Origin of the sequence: Gordonia cholesterolivorans (assembly GCF_039531975.1) — a bacterium.
Lineage (GTDB): Bacteria > Actinomycetota > Actinomycetes > Mycobacteriales > Mycobacteriaceae > Gordonia > Gordonia sihwensis.
This window is the reverse complement of sequence record NZ_BAAARB010000004.1, coordinates 178,225-195,530: the sequence shown is the minus strand read 5'-3', so window position 1 is coordinate 195,530 and position 17,306 is coordinate 178,225. Positions and strand designations below refer to the sequence as shown.

The window sequence follows — 17,306 nt, the reverse complement described above, 5'->3', positions numbered from 1 at the left end:
CTGCGAAGCGGGGATACTCCCCTCCAAGATCTCCGTCAGTTTAACGGATCGGCGTCCTCGCCGCCTCCCCCGGTGATCGAGGCGATGACACCGGCGAGGTCCTCGGGCTTGACCAGGACCTCGCGGGCCTTCGATCCCTCGCTGGGGCCGACGATGCCGCGCGTCTCCATCAGGTCCATCAACCGGCCTGCCTTGGCGAATCCGACGCGCAGCTTCCGCTGGAGCATCGACGTCGAACCGAACTGGCTCGACACCACTAGCTCGATGGCCTGCAGCAGATCGTCGAGATCGTTGCCGATGTCGGCGTCGATGTCCTTCTTCTCGCCGGCCTTGGCCGTCGTGACGCCTTCGGTGTAGTCCGGTTCGGACTGCTCGCGGGTGAACTCGACGACGGCCGAGATCTCCTCGTCGGTGATGAACGCGCCCTGCATGCGGATCGGCTTGTTCGCACCCATCGGGAGGAACAGACCGTCGCCCATGCCGATCAGCTTCTCCGCCCCCGGCTGGTCGAGGATCACCCGGGAATCGGTCAGCGAACTGGTGGCGAAGGCCAGTCGGCTCGGGACGTTCGTCTTGATCAGGCCGGTGACCACGTCCACCGACGGTCGCTGCGTGGCGAGGACCAGGTGGATGCCCGCGGCACGCGCCTTCTGCGTGATGCGGACGATCGCCTCCTCCACGTCACGCGGCGCCGTCATCATCAGATCGGCGAGCTCGTCGACGATCGCGACGATGTACGGGTACGGCTTGTACACCCGCTCCGATCCGAGCGGAGTGGTGATCTCACCCGATCGGACCTTGGCGTTGAAGTCATTGATGTGCCGCACCCGGGACGCCTTCATGTCCTGGTAGCGCTGCTCCATCTCCTCCACCAGCCAGGCGAGCGCGGCCGCCGCCTTCTTCGGCTCGGTGATGATCGGTGTGATCAGATGCGGAATGCCCTCGTACGGCGTGAGTTCCACCATCTTCGGATCGATGAGGATCATCCGCACCTCTTCGGGTGTGGCGCGGGTCAGCAGCGACACGAGCATCGAGTTCACGAAGCTCGACTTGCCCGAACCGGTGGAACCCGCCACCAGCAGATGCGGCATCTTCGCGAGGTTGGCGCTCACGAAGTCGCCCTCGATGTCTTTGCCGAGACCGATGACGAGCGGATGATTCTCCTTGCGCGTCGTCGGCGCCGCGAGGACGTCCGAGAGGCGCACCATCTCACGGTCGGAGTTCGGCACCTCGATGCCGACCGCCGACTTGCCCGGGATCGGCGCCAGCAGACGCACGTTGTCGGTGGCGACGGCGTAGGCGATATTGCGCTGCAACTGGGTGATCTTCTCGACCTTGACGGCCGGGCCCAGCTCCACCTCGTACCGCGTCACCGTCGGGCCCCGGGTGTATCCGGTGACCGCGGCGTCGACCTTGAACTGCTCGAGCACACTGTTGATGCGGTCGATCATCTCGTCGTTGGCAGAGGTCCCCAGCTTGGCGGGCTCGCCCTGCACCAGCAGGTCGGCCGGCGGCAGGAGATATCCCGATTCGGGGTCCTGATCGAGGAACGAACCGCCCGACGGCGCTGCGGGAGGAGCGGTCGTGACCGGCTTGCGAGCGGCCGCCGGTGCGGGAGCGGGCGCCGGCCGGCGGCGGGGGCGCGCCGCGGGAGTCGGCTCGTCCGACTCGTGGTCGTCGGCCTCGAAGGCATCGCTGTCGAGAGCACCGGAGTCGAGAGCGCCGCCGTCCAGACCGTCGTCGCCGAGGACATCGCTGAGGTCGCCCAGCGGCGTGGTCGGATTGTCGTCGACGGGAACGTCGAAGGGAGGCTCCCCCGGCCCGGACCGGCGTGCGGACGCCGGCAGCGGCGCGTCGATCAACGGCTCGGTCAGGAGATCGGCCATGTGCGAGTCGCGGTCCTGCCCGGCGGTCCTGCGCCTGCGCGGCGACGCACCGCCGGAGCGGGGACGGCGCCGCGTATCGGGCGGGTAGTTCCGGTACGGGTCGCCGTAGTCGATCGCCGCGTCCGGATCGGCACGGCGCTCGTCCACCGCATCCGGCTTCGGCTCGTCGCCGTACTCGTCCGGTCCGTACTCGTCGTACTCGTCGTCGGGCCCGTAGTCGTCGGGCCCGTAGTCGTCCTGCTCGTAGTCGTCGTACTCGTAGTCGTACTCCGCCCCCAGGCCCAGGTAGTCCGACGTGGCGGCGACCACCTCGCCCAGTGTCCGTCCGCTGAGGGCGAGCACGCCGAAGGCGGCCAGAAGCAGGAACAGGGGGACGGTGACCCAGACCGTGACCGCGTTCGTCAGCGGCGAACCCAGTACGTAGCCGACGAAGCCCGCCGACCGGGCGCGGGCGTCGTAGCCGGTCGGTGCGCCGTGCATCAGGTGCGTGAGGGCGAGCACCGGAACTGCGATCAGCAACGTCCCCGCGACATTGCGCAGACGACGCTCCGGGTTGGCCGGAAACCGCATCACCAGCACCGCGACGGCGACCAGGAACACGGGGACGCCGTAGGCGAGCGCGCCGAAACCCGCCCGGACGAGCGTGTCGACGAATGCCCCGACCGGCCCCAGTGCGGTGAACCAGACGCCGAGCGCGACCAGCGCTGCGGCGAGTGTGAGAGCCAGACCCGCGCTGTCGCGTCCCTGCGACGGCGCCTCGTCCCGGTGAGCACCGATGCGTGCGACGCCGCCCAGACCGCGTGCGGCGAGGTTCCAGGTCGCCGCTGCGGCCCGGCCCATCCCCCGCGCCACCGACGACCGTTCCGCCGGCCGGCGCTTGAGATCCTGCGAGTGCGCCGGGCGGCGCGCGGTTCCGGCCCGGTCTGCGGGCGGCTTGCGCGCACCGCCGCGGCCGCCCTGTCCGGACTTGGGCCGTGCCGTCGCCGTGGCCCGAGTCCCCCCACGTGAGGCGCCGCTGCGCGACCGGCCGCCGGCCGACGACTTCGGCTTCCCCGAAGTCTCGGATGAGCGGCTGCGCGTTGATGCATTGGAAGCCATGGCCTCCAGCCTAATGCCCGCCAATCACATCAGTCACACTGGCAACACCGCAGAGATCACGGTCGTGTCGATTTCGTGACCGGTTCACAACGTCCGGTGGGCACTGCGCAGGCTCGCTATCGCTGCCGGAGAACCGGAGAACTCCACGTCGACCGGTGCACGGCCGAACGCGAAGAGCAGCAGTTCCCCGACCGAGCCGGACACTCCCACCGGCTGGCCGCGGCCCACGCTCATCACCTCCCGACCGTCCCCGGTGCGCAGGGTGGCCCGCACGGGAGAGCCCGCCATGATCCGGCGTCCCACCGTCCGCAGCGGAAGCTCTAGAGCCCGCTCGAGATCCGGCGACACCTGCCGCGGCAGGAACGGACCGGCCGGATCGGCGCCCCCGCGCAGCACGTCCTCGTGATGAACGAACATCTCGGCGAGGTTGAGGAAGCGGTCGGCCACCCGGAACGGCGAGTACCAGGGCGGCCCGTCGGACAACATGGCCAGCAGCTCGTCCCAGGGCTTGTCGGCGTAGCTGTCGGCGACGGCAGCGGTGTGTCCGGCCAGCGGGCCGATGAAGATGCCCGCTGTCGCATCGAGCCTGCGTTCCCGCAGGATCAGGTGGATCGCGAGATCACGGTTGTCCCAGCCCGCACACAGCGTGGGGGCGTCGGGCCCCGTCCGGCGCATCGTCTCGACGAGCGCCGCCCGCTCGGATCGGGCGAGATTCACCGCCGCTCCCCCACCGCGATGACGGTCGGGACGATCATCGGCCGGCGCCGGTACTTCTCAGCCACCCATCGACCCACCGCGCGCCGCACGCCCTGAGCGATCCGGTGGGTGTCGGTGACCCCTTCGTTGGCCAGTTCGACGAGCGCCTTGTTCACCAGTTCGGCGGCGTCGTTCAGGGCGCCGGGATCGTCGGAGAAGCCGCGGCCGGACACCGTCGGCTTGCTCACCGCGGCACCCGTCGACGCGTCCACCGCCACCGAGATGGAGATGAAGCCGCCTTCGCCGAGCACGAGGCGGTCCGAGAGCGTCGATTCCCCGACGTCGCCGACCGAGAGTCCGTCGACGTAGACGTATCCGACCGGCACGCGGCCGGTGATCCTGGCGCGTCCGTCCACCAGGTCGACGACCACTCCGTCCTCGGCGAGGACGATCCGGTCGGCGGGAACCCCTGTGGCCTCGGCGAGCGCGGCATTGGCGCGCAGGTGGCGCCATTCACCGTGCACGGGCATGGCATTCGACGGGCGCACCGCGTTGTAGAGGTACAGCAACTCGCCCGCGGAGGCATGGCCGGAGACGTGGACCTTGGCGCTGGCCTGGGTCACCACGGTGGCGCCGCGCTTGGCGAGACCGTTCACCACGGCGAACACGGAGTTCTCGTTGCCCGGGATCAGCGACGACGCGAGGACCACGAGGTCGTCGGCGCGGATGTTGATCTGGCGGTGCTCACCGCGGGCCATGCGCGAGAGGGCCGAGAGCGGCTCTCCCTGCGAGCCGGTGGAGATGAGCACCAGCCGGTGGTCGGGCAGGGTGGCCGCGGTGTCCATGTCCACCACCACGCCGTCCGGCACGGTGAGGTAACCGAGGTCTTGCGCGATCTGCATGTTCCGGACCATCGACCGGCCGACGAAGGTCACGCGCCGACCGTGCCGGTGTGCCACGTCGACGATCTGCTGGATCCGGTGGACGTGGCTCGCGAAGGAGGCGACGATCACGCGCTGGCGGGCCTTGCCGATGACGGTGTCGAGGACGCCGCCGATCTCACGCTCGGGGGTGACGAAACCGGGGACCTCGGCGTTGGTCGAGTCCACCAGGAACAGGTCGACGCCCTCGTCGCCGAGTCTGCTGAAGCCGGCCAGGTCGGTGAGACGGTTGTCCAGCGGCAGCTGATCGAGCTTGATGTCGCCCGTGTGCAGGACCAGACCGGCCGGAGTACGGATCGCGACGGCGAGCGCGTCGGGGATCGAGTGGTTCACCGCGAAGTACTCGCAGTCGAATCCGCCGTGCGAGAGGCGATCGCCCTCGGCCACCTGGACCAGCTTCGGCCGCAGGCGGTGTTCGCGGCACTTGGCCGCGACCAGTGCGAGCGTGAACCGGGAACCGACGATCGGGATGTCGCCGCGGAGCTTGAGCAGGAAGGGCACTGCGCCGATGTGGTCTTCGTGGCCGTGCGTCAGGACCACTGCTTCGATGTCCTCGACGCGGTCTTCGATGTAGCCGAAGTCGGGCAGGATCAGGTCGACGCCGGGCTGCTGGTCCTCGGGGAAGAGCACGCCGCAGTCCACGACGAGCAGCTTGCCGTCGTACTCGAAGACGGTCATGTTGCGGCCGATCTCACCGATGCCGCCGAGCGCGACGACGCGGAGTCCGCCCTTGGGCAGCTTCGGCGGGGCGGGCAGCCGGTCGATGACGTCGCCCGTGACGCTCGATCCGGTGGCCGCGGCCACCTGCGGAGGCAGTTTCGCGGCGCCTGAATCGGCCGCCCGCGCCTTGTTCGGGTGGTCGGCGGGCGGGCCCGCCTTGCGTGAGGCCCGCCGACGACCGCCGCCCTTGCGGCCGCCCCCGTCGGCGTTGCCGTTACCGCTGTTGTCGCCGGCGGTGTTGTCGCCGGCGGTGTTGTTGCTGTTGTCGGCCATCAGGAGATCACCTCGGCTGCGCGCAGATCCGTGATGAGTGCTTCGATCTGGGCGGGTTCGGCCGCGACCTGCGGCAACCGCGGATCCCCCACTTCCAGACCGGTGATGCGCAGGGCCGTCTTGACCATGCACACTCCGCCGAGCCGACCCATCGCGTCGACCAGCGGTGCCATCGAGTCGGCGAGCCGGCGCGCCTGCGCGAGGTCGCCGGCGAGCACGGCGGCCCGCAGATCGCGGAGCCGGCCCGGCACGAGATGGCCGATCACGCTGACGAAACCGGTGGCGCCGATCGACAGCCACGGCAGGTTCAGTGCGTCCTCCCCGGACAGGTACTCCAGGTCGGTGGCCGCCAGGATCTTCGACGCCGCATGCAGATCGCCCTTGGCGTCTTTGACGGCTTTGATGTTGGGGTGCTCGGCGAGGCGCAGGATGGTCTCGGTCTCGATCGGGATCACCGACCGCGGCGGGATGTCGTACAGCATCACCGGCAGACTCGACGCGTCGGCGATGGTGCGGAAGTGTGCGAGGACACCCGACTGGGGCGGCTTGCTGTAATACGGGGTGACGATCAGCACGCCGTCCGCGCCGATCTCCTCCGCTTCGCGGACGCGCCGCGCCGACTCGGCGGTGTCGTAGCTGCCGGCCCCGTGGACGACCTTCGCGCGGTCGCCGACCGCTTCGAGCGCGACCCGCAGAAGGTCGTTCTTCTCCTGCACCGTGGTGGTCGGCGACTCACCGGTGGTGCCGTTCACGACGATGGCGTCACAGCCTCCGTCGACCAGGTGAGCGGCCAGCTCCGCGGCTTTGTCGAGATCGACCTTCCCCTCCCGAGTGAAGGGGGTCACCATTGCCACCGAAACCGTCCCGAACGGGTGTTCCGCAATTCCTGCGTCAGCCGAGTTCATGCCGCTCAGGCTACCGTCTGACGGGCCGATCGCCGCGCTCAGCCCTCGAATACGAAGGGCGAGGTCGCGACTTCGGTTCCGTCGGCGAGTTCGCCGATTTCGAAGTCCCCGAACGCCGTCGGTGCCACCTCGCGGAGCCGGCGCAGGCATTCCACGGCGAGCTGGCGGATCTCGACGTCCGCGTGCTCGGTCGCCCGCATTCCGATGAAGTGGCGCCAGGCCCGGTAGTTGCCGGTCACGACGATCCGCGTCTCCGTCGCGTTCGGCAGCACCGAGCGGGCCGCCTGTCGGGCCTGCTTGTGCCGCAGGATCGCATTCGGAACGTCGGCGAACTTGGCCTCGAGCTCGGCCAGGAGGTCGGCGTAGGCGCGCCGCGCCGCGTCGGTCGCTTCGACGAACAACTCCTCGAGGCGCTCGTCACCGCGGATCGCCGGCGGCGCGACCACGTTGGAATCGTGTTCGGGGACGAAGCGCTGCGAGAGCTGCGAGTAGGAGAAGTGGCGATGACGGATCAGTTCGTGCGTGCACGACCGGGAGATCCCGGTGATGTAGAAGGTGCACGTGGCGTGCTCGAACAACGACGTGTGGCCCACCTCGAGGACGTGGCGCAGATAGCCGGCGTTGGTGGCGGTGCGCGGATTCGGCTTGTGCCAGCTCTCGTAGCAGGCGCGACCGGCGAACTCGATGAGGGCCTCGCCACCGTCGGCGTCGGTATCCCAGTCCACCTCCGGCGGCATGAACTGCGTTGCCGCGACCAGCTGGACCTTCAGCGGCACTAATTCGGACACGTCGCAACTCCTCGGCACTGCAGCGGCTCATGACGGGCTCTGCGGGTCATGGCACCCGGACAGCCTCGAGGCTCGATTGTCTCGCATCCGGTTCGTCCTGCGGCATCCGGGCCGGTGGTGCATCATCGGTCCGGTGAGCTCTTCGATCCGCCGCCGTCGCCTCGCGGCCCTCGCCCTGTCCGCTGCCCTGTCCGTCACCGCCCTGTCCGTCACCGTGGTCGTTCCGACGGCCTCCTCTCCGGCCCTGGCCGCACCTGCCGCCGCATCACCGGTGGCCACGGCCGCCGTCACGAACTCGGCGATCACGCCCGGACGGGAGATCGGGCTGGAGGGGACGAGCAACACCAGGACGCTCGAGGGCTATCGCGCCGCCGACGGTCGGCATGTCAACGGACTCGTGCTGCGGAGCGACAATCTCTCGCGGCTCACCGCATCCGACATCTCAGCGCTGCGCGCCCGCGGTCTGGCGACGGTGATCGATCTGCGGACCGGTATCGAGCGGGCGGTCCAACCCGACCGTCGCGTGCCCGGCACGCGCCAGGTGAGTGCGGACGTCCTCGGACAGGTGTCGCCACTGAGTCTGATCGACGTCGCGTCGGCGTATCCGGAATTCGTCACCGACGCCAACGCGCGCGCTCAGCTCCGCACGGCCGTCCTCGAGATCGCGAAGACGGCGAAGACCGGCCGGACCACGCTTTTCCACTGTTCGGCGGGCAAGGACCGCACCGGCTGGGTGGCGGCCATCCTGCTGACCGTCCTCGGTGTCGACCGCGCGACGATCGAGGCGGACTATCTCGCGTCCAACCACTATCGGCGTGCATCGGCCACCGACCCGATCAACGGCGTGGACATCTCGATGCTGAACTCGGCCTTCGCGGCCGCTGATCGCGTCTACGGCTCGATGGACGGCTACCTCCGCAAGGGGCTGCGCCTGACGGGTGAGGACGTCGACTCGCTCCGGAGCAGCCTGCTGAGCTGAGGCCCCGGTGGCCGGCGCGGCGCGTCAGCCGCGGACGATGGCGCCCAGCTTCGCGTAGGTGTCCTGCCAGCCGTGGACGGCGACCGCGTCGATGCCGAGTTCAGCCACCGGACGGTCGTTGCCGCCCTCGTCGAGACGGTCGCCGAAGAACAGGATGTCGTCGGTGCCCAGGCCGAGGATCTCCATCAGGCGGCGCGCCCCGTAGGCCTTGTCGATCCCCTTCGCCGTGATGTCGACCGACGTCGATCCGCCGCTGCGGACCTCGAGGTCGGGCAGCCGCTCGGCGGCGTACGCACGCAGCGACTCCTTCTTGCGCCCGTCCGGATCCCACGCCGCCTTCGCGTCGACCGGCGCGGACTGGCCGAGCGCGGAAAAGGTGACCTGACTGCCGCGGTCCTCCAGGATCGGGCCCCAGGTCTTCTCCTCCCAGAGCCCGAGCTCACGTGCGCCGGCCTCCACCACCCGCATGGCCTCGGCCTTCTGGTGGTCGGAGAGGTCCTCGGCGTACACCGTCTCCCAATCCCGGCCGGACCACCGGACGTAGCGGGTGCCGTTGGTGGGCATCAGGTGCAGGTTGCCGCGGTCCGCGAAGTCGCCGAGCCGGTCGAGGACCTGCGACTGGAATTGCCCGTACTGACCGCCGGAGATGATGCAGCCCATGCTTCCGGCGAGCAGTTCCCGGAACAGCCCGACCATCTCGTCGCTCATCGCGGTCTTCGACGGCGCCAGGGTGTCGTCGAGATCGAACATGACGAGTCGGTAGGTCTTGCCGTTGTGCGTGACGGACACGTGTCCACCCTTCCGTTAAGTGTGCGCGCAGAAGTGTAGCCGGGCGCCGGTCCCGGGCCGGTGCGGGTCAGTCCCCGGCGATGACCCAGTCGAAGGCCTGCGCCTTGGACCGCGCTCCCTGCGCGGCCTTCGACCGCGTCTGTTCACCGAGTTCGGCGAGCAACCGTTCACCCGCACGGACGAGGTCCGCGAGCACGGCCGGCTTCAGGTATCCGGGGCGAGTGGCGAAGAGGAGGTCCTCACTCGCGGTGTTGCCGCTGGCGCCGGGAGCGAACGGGCAGCCGCCGAGTCCGCCGAGCGCACCGTCCACCAATCGGGCGCCGCCGTCGGCGGCGGCCAGCGAGTTCGCGACGCCCATCCCCCAGGTGTCGTGTCCGTGGAAGACGAGCCTGCGTTCGCCCGCGCCGACGGTCGCGAACAGGTCGCGCACCTGATCGGGGTGGGCCTGGCCGAGCGTGTCGGCGAGCACCACGTCGTCGGCGTCCGCCGTGCGCGGGTCGGCGACGATGCCGCGGACACGATCCGGGTCCACCGGACCGTCGAACGGGCAGGTGAACGCGGTGGCCAGACAGAGTTGGATGCGGCCGCCCGCCTCCTTGGCCGCCGCGACGGCTCGCGGCATGGCGGCGACGCTGTCCTCGGCGGACCGGCCGATGTTCGCCTTGTTGTGCGCGTCCGACACCGACAGGCAGTACTGAAAGTTCCGGACGCCCGCCGCGGCGGCCTTCTCGACGTGTCTCGGGGTGGCGACCCACACCCAGCAGCGGTCGAGTTCGTCCGGCGTCAGTTGCGCGACGATGTCGAGGGTGCCCGCCATCGGCGGAACCAGATCGGGCCGCGCCATCGAACCGATCTCGAGTTCGGGCACACCCGCCGCCAACAGGGTGCGTGCCAGTGCCACGCGGACTTCGACGTCGAGCACCTTGCCCGTGAGCTGCAGTCCGTCACGCAGGGTCACGTCCCGGAGGGCGACCTGCGAATAGTCCGTGGCTCCGGAGGCCGACTGCGCGCTCATCGCCGTCCTCCCAGAAAACGCGCGCGGATCTCGTCGGTGTGCTCACCCAGGTCGGGGCCGACCGAGCGGATCGGCAGCGAGGTCTCGCCGAGTACCGGGACGATGCCCGGGAACGCGACCCGGCGCGGCTCGGGGCCGCCGGCGTCGACGTCGAACTCCTGAATCATGTTCCGTGCGCGGTACTGCTCGTCCGCGACGATGTCGGCGGCGGTGTAGATCGGGCCCGCGGGGACGGCCGCGTCGTCGAGCACGGCGAGCACCTCGTCGCGCGACCTCGCGCCGGTCCACTCCCCGATCGCCGCGTCGATCTCGTCGCGCCGCCGCCACCGGCCGTCGTTGGTGGCCAGATCGGGGTCGTCGGCGAGATCGTCGCGGCCGATCGCTCTCATGTAGCGGGGGAAGATCGCATCCGCGTTGCCCGAGATGACGACGGAACTGCCGTCCCGGCAGAGATAGCCGTTCGACGGTGCGATGCCCTCCATGCGTCCGCCGGTCCGTTCTCGCTTCACCCCGTACGCCCCGAGGTCGGGCACCAGCGACTCCATCATCGAGAAGATCGCCTCGTTCAGGGCGACGTCGACGATCCGATCGGCCAACGGCAGTCCGGGCTCACCGTCGCCGCCGCGGTTCTCGTCGCGCCTGCGCAGACGCTCGTAGAGCGCCATCACGGCGCCGAAGGCTCCGTAGAGTCCAGCGATCGAATCCCCGATCGAGACCCCGACGCGCACCGGCGGCCGATCGGGGTCGCCGACCAGTTCGCGGAACCCGCCGTAGGCTTCGGCGACCGCCGCGAAGCCCGGCCTTTCCGAATAGGGGCCGGTCTGACCGAACGCGGAGATGCGGACGAAGATCAGGTCCGGGTTCGCCTCGCTGAGCGCCTCGGGGCCCAGCCCCCATCGCTCCAGAGTCCCGGGACGGAAGTTCTCGAGAACCACATCGCAGTGCGCGGCAAGGCTTTTGACGTCCTCGCGCCCCTGTTCGGTCTTGAGGTCGAGCACCACGGACTTCTTGTTCCGGTTGATCGTCCGGAACAGCATCGACGTCTCGCCGTCGTACAGGCGCCAGTTGCGGAGTTCGTCGCCGGTCTCACGTTCGATCTTGATGACCTCGGCGCCGAAGTCGGCCAGCATGCGCCCGGCGGTCGGCGCCGCGATGTAGTTGCCGAGCTCGAGCACCCGGACCCCGTCGAGCGGCAGCCTCCGCTGGTGTTGTGGAGAGTTCACGCCTGCCAGCCTATTAGCCGGGGGCGGCTTCGGATCGCAAGGCGGGACCGAGGTCGCCGCGTCCGGTGACCTCCACCCGGTCGAGGCCGCGCCAGTCGGCCAGCGCCGCCAGGTCGACGGCCAGCGACCGCGCGACCCGCGCGGTGTCGGCGCCCGGCTCCGCGTGTGCCGAGAGCACCCGGAGGACTCCCGCGGCGCGGTCGGCTTTGAGGTCGACGCGAGCCGTCAGTTCCTCGTCCATAAGATACGGCAGCACGTAGTATCCGTGCACCCGTTTGTGTTCGGGTACGTAGATCTCGATCCGGTAGCGGAAGCCGAAGAGCCGCTCGGTGCGCGGGCGGTAGAACACCAGCGGATCGAAGGGCGACAGCAGCGTCGAATGCGGTACTCGGCGCGGCAGCCGCGCGTCGCGGTGCAGATAGGCCGGCTCGCTCCAGCCGTCGACCCGCACCTGCGCCACCACTCCGGCGTCGACGAGGTCGCCCAGCACATCGCGGACCTCGGCGGTCCGCAAGCGGTAGTAGTCGGCCAGGTCGGCCGCCGTCGCGACCCCGTGCGCGGCCGCGGCGCGGGACACCAGCTCGCGGTGCGCATCTCGCCGGCCGACCGTGACACCGACGCGCTCGGCGCCGACGACGCGCTCGGCGAGGTCGTAGTGCCGGTGGAAGTGCGGGCTCCGCACCGCCGACAGCGAACCGGCCGCGAACATCGCCTCGCACAGATGCTTCACCTCACCGCGCATCCACCAGGAGCCGCGCTCGGCCGGAGCCCGCGTGATGCCGAGCGCGTCCTCGATCTCGCGCGGGGTCATCGCACCTTGATCGGTGATCACGGCGAGCACGTCGGCCGCACGGGACCTGTTGCGCTGCAGCACCTCTCGCGTATGGCGGTAGCGGCCGTCGCGGTACTCGTCCATCCGCCAGCCGAACAGCGGCCAGTCGTCGACCGGAACCAGGGCCGCCTCGTGTGCCCAGTACTCGGCGAGCAGCCGCGGGCTCCGCGCCCTCGGGCGCCAGGCCGCGCCGTCGAGAAGCCCGTCACGATACGCTCCGAGCCGGCTGAACGCGGGGAGGTAGTGCGCTCGCGCGAGGACGTTCACCGAGTCGAGCTGAAGCAGCCGTGTGCGGCTCAGCACTCGTCGCAGATGTCTACGGGTCGGCTCGCCCGCCGGCGGCGGATCCGCGAATCCCTGCGCCGCAAGGGCGATGCGGCGGGCCTGCGCCACCGAGAGTTCGGCGCGCATCGCCGTCATCAGTGTACGGCGTCGAGGGTGATGTACACCGCGGTGCCCTCGTCCGTGGACTTCGCGACAGCCGTGCCGGTGCGGTCGACGCCCTCGAGCCGGATCCCGATCGGCGCCGGTCCGGGATCGAAGTTGCGCCACCAGTTCTTCTTGTCCGGCATCGCGACGCCGACGATCACCTCGTCGGCGCCGCGGCGGCGGTATGCGACCGGCAGCGAGAACTGCTTCCCACTCCGCCGGCCGGTGTAGGTGATCTCGGTCATCGATCTCGACAGCATCCCACCGACCACGGGCGCCCTCAGAATCGGGGCCACCAGCCTGTTGACACCGTGCGCGACTCGCTGAAACGTGTTCATCTCGACGAGCCTAACCGCGCCGCGCCCGCGCGTCAGCCGGCGGCGTTGATGCGGACCATGTTCCCGGCGGGGTCGCGGAACGCACAGTCCCGCGGCCCCCACGGCTGATCGATCGGCTCCTGGAGCACTTCGGCTCCGGACGCGGAGACCTTCTCGAAGATCGCATCGAGATCGTCGGAGCGGAACACGATCGGCGGCATCATGCCCTTGGCGACGAGACGGTGGATCGCCTCGGCGTCCTCGGGCGAGCGGCCGCCTCCGGGCTGCGACAGCACCACCTCGACCGACGGCTGATCGGGCAGGCGCAGGGTGACCCAGTGGTGGTCGCCGTTGGCGACGTCGCGCGTCACCTCCAGACCGAGGGCGTCGCGGTAGAAGCCGAGTGCGGCGTCGATGTCGTCGACGGTGATGGGACAGTAGGTCAGTTCGATGTTCGTCATGCGGACAACGCTAGAGGTCCCGCCGTCGCCGTGCTTCTCGAAAACTGCTCGGTTCCCACGGCCGTGCTCCTCGGGGCGTCAGCCGAACGGCATCGGACGCGCGAGGATCTTGGTCATACACGACGGCAGCCCCTCGAGAGGCTCGTGCGAGCGCGCCCGGTAGGCGCTGGGCGTCTCCCCCGTCAGGCGCCGGAACGTGGAACTGAACGAGCCGAGCGAGGTGAACCCGACCTCGACGCACGCATCGGTGACGCTCATACCGGACCGGAGCAGCGCCATCGCCCGTTCCACCCGCCTCGTGACCAGGTAGCCGTACGGGGTCTCGCCGTACGCGATCTTGAACTCCCGGCTGAAATGCGCCGTGGACATCAGCGCCCGGCGCGCCATCGTCGGCACGTCGAGGGGTTCGGCGTATTCGCGATCCATCAGGTCCCGAGCGCGACGGAGGTGGGCGAGCGTCTCCGGAGACTGCGGGGTGGACGGACCGGGCATGTCAGCGCACCCTCCCGGCGATGACCGTCACCGGCCATCGCACGACGCGGCGGTCGTCGCCCCAGCGCGGCGCGAGGTCGGCGGCGAGTGCGTCGACGAGCCCGCCGGCATCGGCCTCGCCGGCGCGGCGGACCGCGGACCAGGTGCCGAGGTAGCCGACGAACTCCTCGAGCGTCCACGATCGTTCGATGGTGACCGCCGGTGTGTCGAGACGCTCGAACGGGAACTCCAGCTCGGCGTAGCCGTTGTCGACGTGCCGGCGCTCGGACGGCCAGTAGGGTCCGATCTCCTCGCGGTAGAACGTCCCGAACCGGTCCGCCAGATCGTCGTCGAGCACGAGGACCCCGTATGTGATCAAGGCCAGCACTGCGTCGTCGACCGCGATCCGGCGCACCTCGCCGTAGAACGCGCTCAGATCGAACCAGTGCGCGGCCTGCGCGGCCGTGACCAGGTCCGCGGTGTGGTCTTCGACTGCGAGGTGCTCGGCCGCACAGACGCGGTAGTCGATGTTGCCCGCGGTCACCGCGTGAGCTATCTGCTCGCCCGCCGGATCGAGTCCGACGACGCCGGTGAAGCGCTCGGCCAGCAGCGCGGTGAGCTGGCCGGTTCCGCAGCCGACGTCGACCGCGCGGCGAGTGTCCGGCGCCGCCGAGGCGAGGGCGTCGACCAGTGCGGCCGGATACGTCGGCCGATAGCGGGCGTAGTCGTCACCGCCCGCGCTGAACCACCTCACCGTCGCCGGTAGTCGATGAACCGGTACAGCGTGCCGGTCGACGAGTACAGCCACTCGCCGACGGTCACCGACTCCCATCGGTCGGGATCCACGACGGGTGCGAAGGCGTCGGCGCCGTCCACCAGCACGTCGATCTCGGTGACCCGCAGGTGTGTGGCCCGGTCGATGGCCGCGGCGTAGATCTCCCCGCCGCCGATCACCGCGGCCGCCTCGCCCGCCGCGTCCAGCGCCGCCTCGAGGCCGGCGACGATCTCGGCACCGTCGGCGCGGTAGTCGCGCGCCCGCGTGATCACGATGTTGCGCCGCCCGGGCAGCGGACGCACCGCGGTCGGCAACGACTCCCATGTCTTGCGGCCCATGATCACCGTCGAGCCGCCGGTGATCTCCTTGAAGCGCCGCATGTCCTCCGGGACGCGCCACGGGATCGCGCCGGCGCGGCCGATGGCTCCCGCGCGGTCCTGCGCCCACACCAGGGTGATTGTCATGTCCGCTCCGTTCCCGAGGAGGGTGCCACCGGCTCAGACCGCGACCGGCGCTTTGATCGCCGGATGCGACCGGTATCCCACGACCTCGAAGTCGTCGTACTGGTAGTCGAAGATCGAGTCGGCCCTGCGCAACTTGAGCGTCGGATACGGCAGCGGTTCGCGCGAGAGCTGCTCGCGCACCTGGTCGACGTGGTTGTCGTAGATGTGGCAGTCGCCGCCGGTCCACACGAACTCGCCGACCTCCAGCTCGGCCTGCTGCGCCATCATGTGCGTGAGCAGGGCGTAGGACGCGATGTTGAACGGAACGCCGAGGAACAGGTCGGCGCTGCGCTGGTACAGCTGGCAGCTCAGCCGCCCGTCGGCGACGTAGAACTGGAAGAACGCGTGGCACGGCGGCAGCGCCATCTGCGGAATCTCTCCGACGTTCCACGCGGATACGATGTTGCGCCGCGAGTCGGGGTCGGTGGTCAGCGTCTCCAGCGCCAGGGCGATCTGGTCGACGTGCTCACCCGACGGCGTGGGCCAGTTGCGCCACTGCACGCCGTAGACCGGGCCGAGCTCCCCGTCCGGCGACGCCCACTCGTCCCAGATGCTCACCCCGTGCTCCTGCAGCCACCGGACGTTCGAGTCGCCGCGCAGGAACCACAGGAGTTCGTAGATGATCGACTTGAGATGCACCTTCTTGGTGGTGATCAGAGGAAAGCCCTGCGCGAGGTCGAAGCGCATCTGGTGGCCGAACACGCTGCGTGTTCCGGTCCCGGTGCGGTCGGCCTTCGGGGTTCCGGTCTCCAGCACCAGTCTCAGCAGGTCCTCGTACGGGGTCGGGATCGGCGCGCTCACGCCGTCGAGTCTAGCGAGCGTTCGCCGGTCCCGGTCGCAGCGGCGAGATCGGCGGTTCCGGCTCACCCATCCACGGAGCCGTCTTCCGACTCTCCGACTGCGTATTCTTGATCCGAGAACTGGATGGCGCACAGAAGTGCAGCACGAGCAAGAGCCCGTCGGTCGTCCGTCGTCGATCGGCGAGCGACCGCCGACCAGAACTCGGCCTGCCGACTGAACGGACTTGATTCGACAACGTGTTCACGGACTACACCAGCAGCAAGGACACCGATCGTCGCCCCGTCGACCTGACTGCCCTCGGAGTGCAAGACCTGCTCCGGCTCGACGCCGCCATCATCGCTGAGCTACGTCGACGCGGCCTCGTACGCACCAGCAACAAGCCGCTCGGCGACGTCGCCGAGGCGGTGGTCCATGCCGCACGCGGCGGTGTGCTGGAGCCGAACAGTACCAAGTCCCACGACATCACAGCGCCGGGTGGGCAGCGCATCCAGGTCAAGGCGATGGGTGTGCGATCCGCAGGCACCGCAGCGAAGTTCAGCGCGTTCCGTTCGACTGACATCACCACCGCCGTGTTCCTGGTGTTCGACCTCGACTTCCATTTGATCGAAGCGCGTGAGGTCGACGCCGCCGACATCGAGCAGACCAAAGTGGTCGCCCACGTCAATGGGCGGAAGCCGACCCTGCGCTGGGTCCGTTCGGTCGGCACCGACGTCACCACCGAGATGCAGGCAGCGTGGACTCGCATCAACGAGACGTCCACCTGACCGGACCGCCTCTGCACCCGCCGGGTCGACTACGCATCGAGCCCTGTCGGAGTCCGTTCTGGCAGGTCCTCGGCGTCTCTGCGCAGCCCCAGGTGAGCCTGCCGTTCACCGGCGTCAGCGGTGAGTCCGACAACCTCCATCACGCTTGTGTATGACTGTGCCTCACGCAAACCTTGGTGCTATCCCATGAGTCCGGCGGCGACCGTCGCCCCCAGCTCCCAGCACGCCTCAAGCACCGCCTTGTCCGGCTTGTTCGCGGCGATGACGTACTCGGCGGACTTCTCCCAGCCGAGTCCGGCGGTGATGCGGTCGATCATGTTCTCCGCGCCTTCGGTCCCCTCGTTGCCGTGTAGGTACAGCCCGAACGGGCGACCCCGCGTCGAGTCGAGGATCTGGTAGTACGAACAATCGAAGGCGTGTTTGAGGGCACCTGAAATGGAGCCGAGATTCGCCGGGCTGCCGAGCACGTACCCGTCGGCGTCGAGGAAGTCGCTCGTGGATACCGACAGCGCCGCGCGGCGCACCACCTCGACCCCCTCGATCTCGGGATCGGTGGCGCCGGCGATCACCGCCTCGAACATCGCCTGGCAGTGCGGCGAGGGCGTGTGGTGAACGATCAGCAATCGAGCCATGACGCCAT

Annotated in this window: 18 protein-coding genes; 2 read left to right on the top strand and 16 right to left on the bottom strand. The window is 69.4% G+C overall.

Translation table 11 applies throughout. The features are described 5' to 3' along the window. Positions 1-35: 35 nt before the first annotated feature. From ABFX36_RS05680 to thyX, 5 genes are all read right to left on the bottom strand, one after another. A complete protein-coding gene (locus ABFX36_RS05680) occupies positions 36-2,726 on the bottom strand; it encodes an FtsK/SpoIIIE family DNA translocase (RefSeq protein WP_346075437.1) in 2,691 nt (896 codons plus the stop codon). Between the two features lie 342 nt (positions 2,727-3,068). Next, positions 3,069-3,701, bottom strand: coding sequence for a TIGR03085 family metal-binding protein (locus tag ABFX36_RS05675; RefSeq protein WP_006896250.1), 633 nt, complete (start codon positions 3,699-3,701; stop codon positions 3,069-3,071). After that, positions 3,698-5,614 carry a ribonuclease J gene (locus ABFX36_RS05670; protein WP_346075334.1) on the bottom strand — a complete coding sequence of 639 codons (1,917 nt, stop codon included), beginning with the start codon at positions 5,612-5,614 and terminating at the stop codon, positions 3,698-3,700. Before ABFX36_RS05670 ends, ABFX36_RS05675 begins: the two co-directional genes overlap by 4 nt. Further along, positions 5,614-6,519, bottom strand: a complete 906-nt coding sequence (dapA, locus tag ABFX36_RS05665; protein WP_346075332.1) for a 4-hydroxy-tetrahydrodipicolinate synthase — start codon at positions 6,517-6,519, stop codon at positions 5,614-5,616. The genes ABFX36_RS05670 and dapA overlap by 1 nt, the downstream gene beginning before the upstream one ends. Before the next feature lie 38 nt (positions 6,520-6,557). Continuing rightward, a complete protein-coding gene (thyX, locus tag ABFX36_RS05660) occupies positions 6,558-7,307 on the bottom strand; it encodes an FAD-dependent thymidylate synthase (protein ID WP_006896247.1) in 750 nt (249 codons plus the stop codon). Positions 7,308-7,440: 133 nt separating this feature from the next. Here thyX and ABFX36_RS05655 point away from each other — a divergent pair, with 133 nt between their 5' ends. Beyond that, complete coding sequence (locus tag ABFX36_RS05655) at positions 7,441-8,286, top strand: tyrosine-protein phosphatase (protein WP_346075329.1); 846 nt, start codon at positions 7,441-7,443, stop codon at positions 8,284-8,286. Positions 8,287-8,310: 24 nt separating this feature from the next. On the opposite strand, the gene ABFX36_RS05650 is transcribed toward ABFX36_RS05655, so the two are convergent. From ABFX36_RS05650 to ABFX36_RS05605, 10 genes are all read right to left on the bottom strand, one after another. Next, a complete protein-coding gene (locus ABFX36_RS05650; RefSeq protein ID WP_045540388.1) occupies positions 8,311-9,075 on the bottom strand; it encodes an HAD-IIB family hydrolase in 765 nt (254 codons plus the stop codon). A gap of 67 nt (positions 9,076-9,142) precedes the next feature. Next, positions 9,143-10,090 (bottom strand): beta/alpha barrel domain-containing protein, encoded by a 948-nt coding sequence (locus ABFX36_RS05645; RefSeq protein WP_346075326.1) that lies wholly within the window; start codon positions 10,088-10,090, stop codon positions 9,143-9,145. Beyond that, positions 10,087-11,313 carry a CaiB/BaiF CoA transferase family protein gene (locus tag ABFX36_RS05640; protein ID WP_006896243.1) on the bottom strand — a complete coding sequence of 409 codons (1,227 nt, stop codon included), beginning with the start codon at positions 11,311-11,313 and terminating at the stop codon, positions 10,087-10,089. Before ABFX36_RS05640 ends, ABFX36_RS05645 begins: the two co-directional genes overlap by 4 nt. Positions 11,314-11,326: 13 nt before the next feature. Further along, positions 11,327-12,556, bottom strand: coding sequence for a winged helix-turn-helix domain-containing protein (locus tag ABFX36_RS05635; RefSeq protein WP_062366889.1), 1,230 nt, complete (start codon positions 12,554-12,556; stop codon positions 11,327-11,329). Positions 12,557-12,564: 8 nt separating this feature from the next. Further along, the gene (locus tag ABFX36_RS05630; RefSeq protein WP_006896241.1) at positions 12,565-12,912 is read right to left on the bottom strand and encodes a nitroreductase/quinone reductase family protein; all 348 of its coding nucleotides are present in this window, start codon (positions 12,910-12,912) and stop codon (positions 12,565-12,567) included. A gap of 32 nt (positions 12,913-12,944) precedes the next feature. Then, positions 12,945-13,352, bottom strand: coding sequence for a VOC family protein (locus tag ABFX36_RS05625; protein ID WP_006896240.1), 408 nt, complete (start codon positions 13,350-13,352; stop codon positions 12,945-12,947). A 78-nt stretch (positions 13,353-13,430) separates the two neighbouring features. After that, entirely contained in the window at positions 13,431-13,844 is a 414-nt protein-coding gene (locus ABFX36_RS05620; RefSeq protein ID WP_006896239.1) for a helix-turn-helix domain-containing protein, read from the bottom strand. Position 13,845: 1 nt separating this feature from the next. Further along, positions 13,846-14,577, bottom strand: a complete 732-nt coding sequence (locus ABFX36_RS05615; protein WP_346075322.1) for a class I SAM-dependent methyltransferase — start codon at positions 14,575-14,577, stop codon at positions 13,846-13,848. After that, positions 14,574-15,062, bottom strand: coding sequence for a dihydrofolate reductase (locus tag ABFX36_RS05610; RefSeq protein WP_346075320.1), 489 nt, complete (start codon positions 15,060-15,062; stop codon positions 14,574-14,576). The genes ABFX36_RS05615 and ABFX36_RS05610 overlap by 4 nt, the downstream gene beginning before the upstream one ends. A gap of 33 nt (positions 15,063-15,095) precedes the next feature. Further along, positions 15,096-15,902: a thymidylate synthase gene (locus ABFX36_RS05605; protein ID WP_006896236.1), complete on the bottom strand. Its 807-nt coding sequence runs from the start codon at positions 15,900-15,902 to the stop codon at positions 15,096-15,098. Between the two features lie 236 nt (positions 15,903-16,138). On the opposite strand from ABFX36_RS05605, the gene ABFX36_RS05600 reads away from it, so the two are divergent. Beyond that, positions 16,139-16,666: a hypothetical protein gene (locus ABFX36_RS05600; protein WP_346075318.1), complete on the top strand. Its 528-nt coding sequence runs from the start codon at positions 16,139-16,141 to the stop codon at positions 16,664-16,666. A 179-nt stretch (positions 16,667-16,845) separates the two neighbouring features. Here the strand turns inward: ABFX36_RS05600 and ABFX36_RS05595 are convergent, their stop codons facing one another. Further along, complete coding sequence (locus tag ABFX36_RS05595) at positions 16,846-17,298, bottom strand: flavodoxin family protein (protein ID WP_346075317.1); 453 nt, start codon at positions 17,296-17,298, stop codon at positions 16,846-16,848. Between the last annotated feature and the right edge of the window lie 8 nt (positions 17,299-17,306).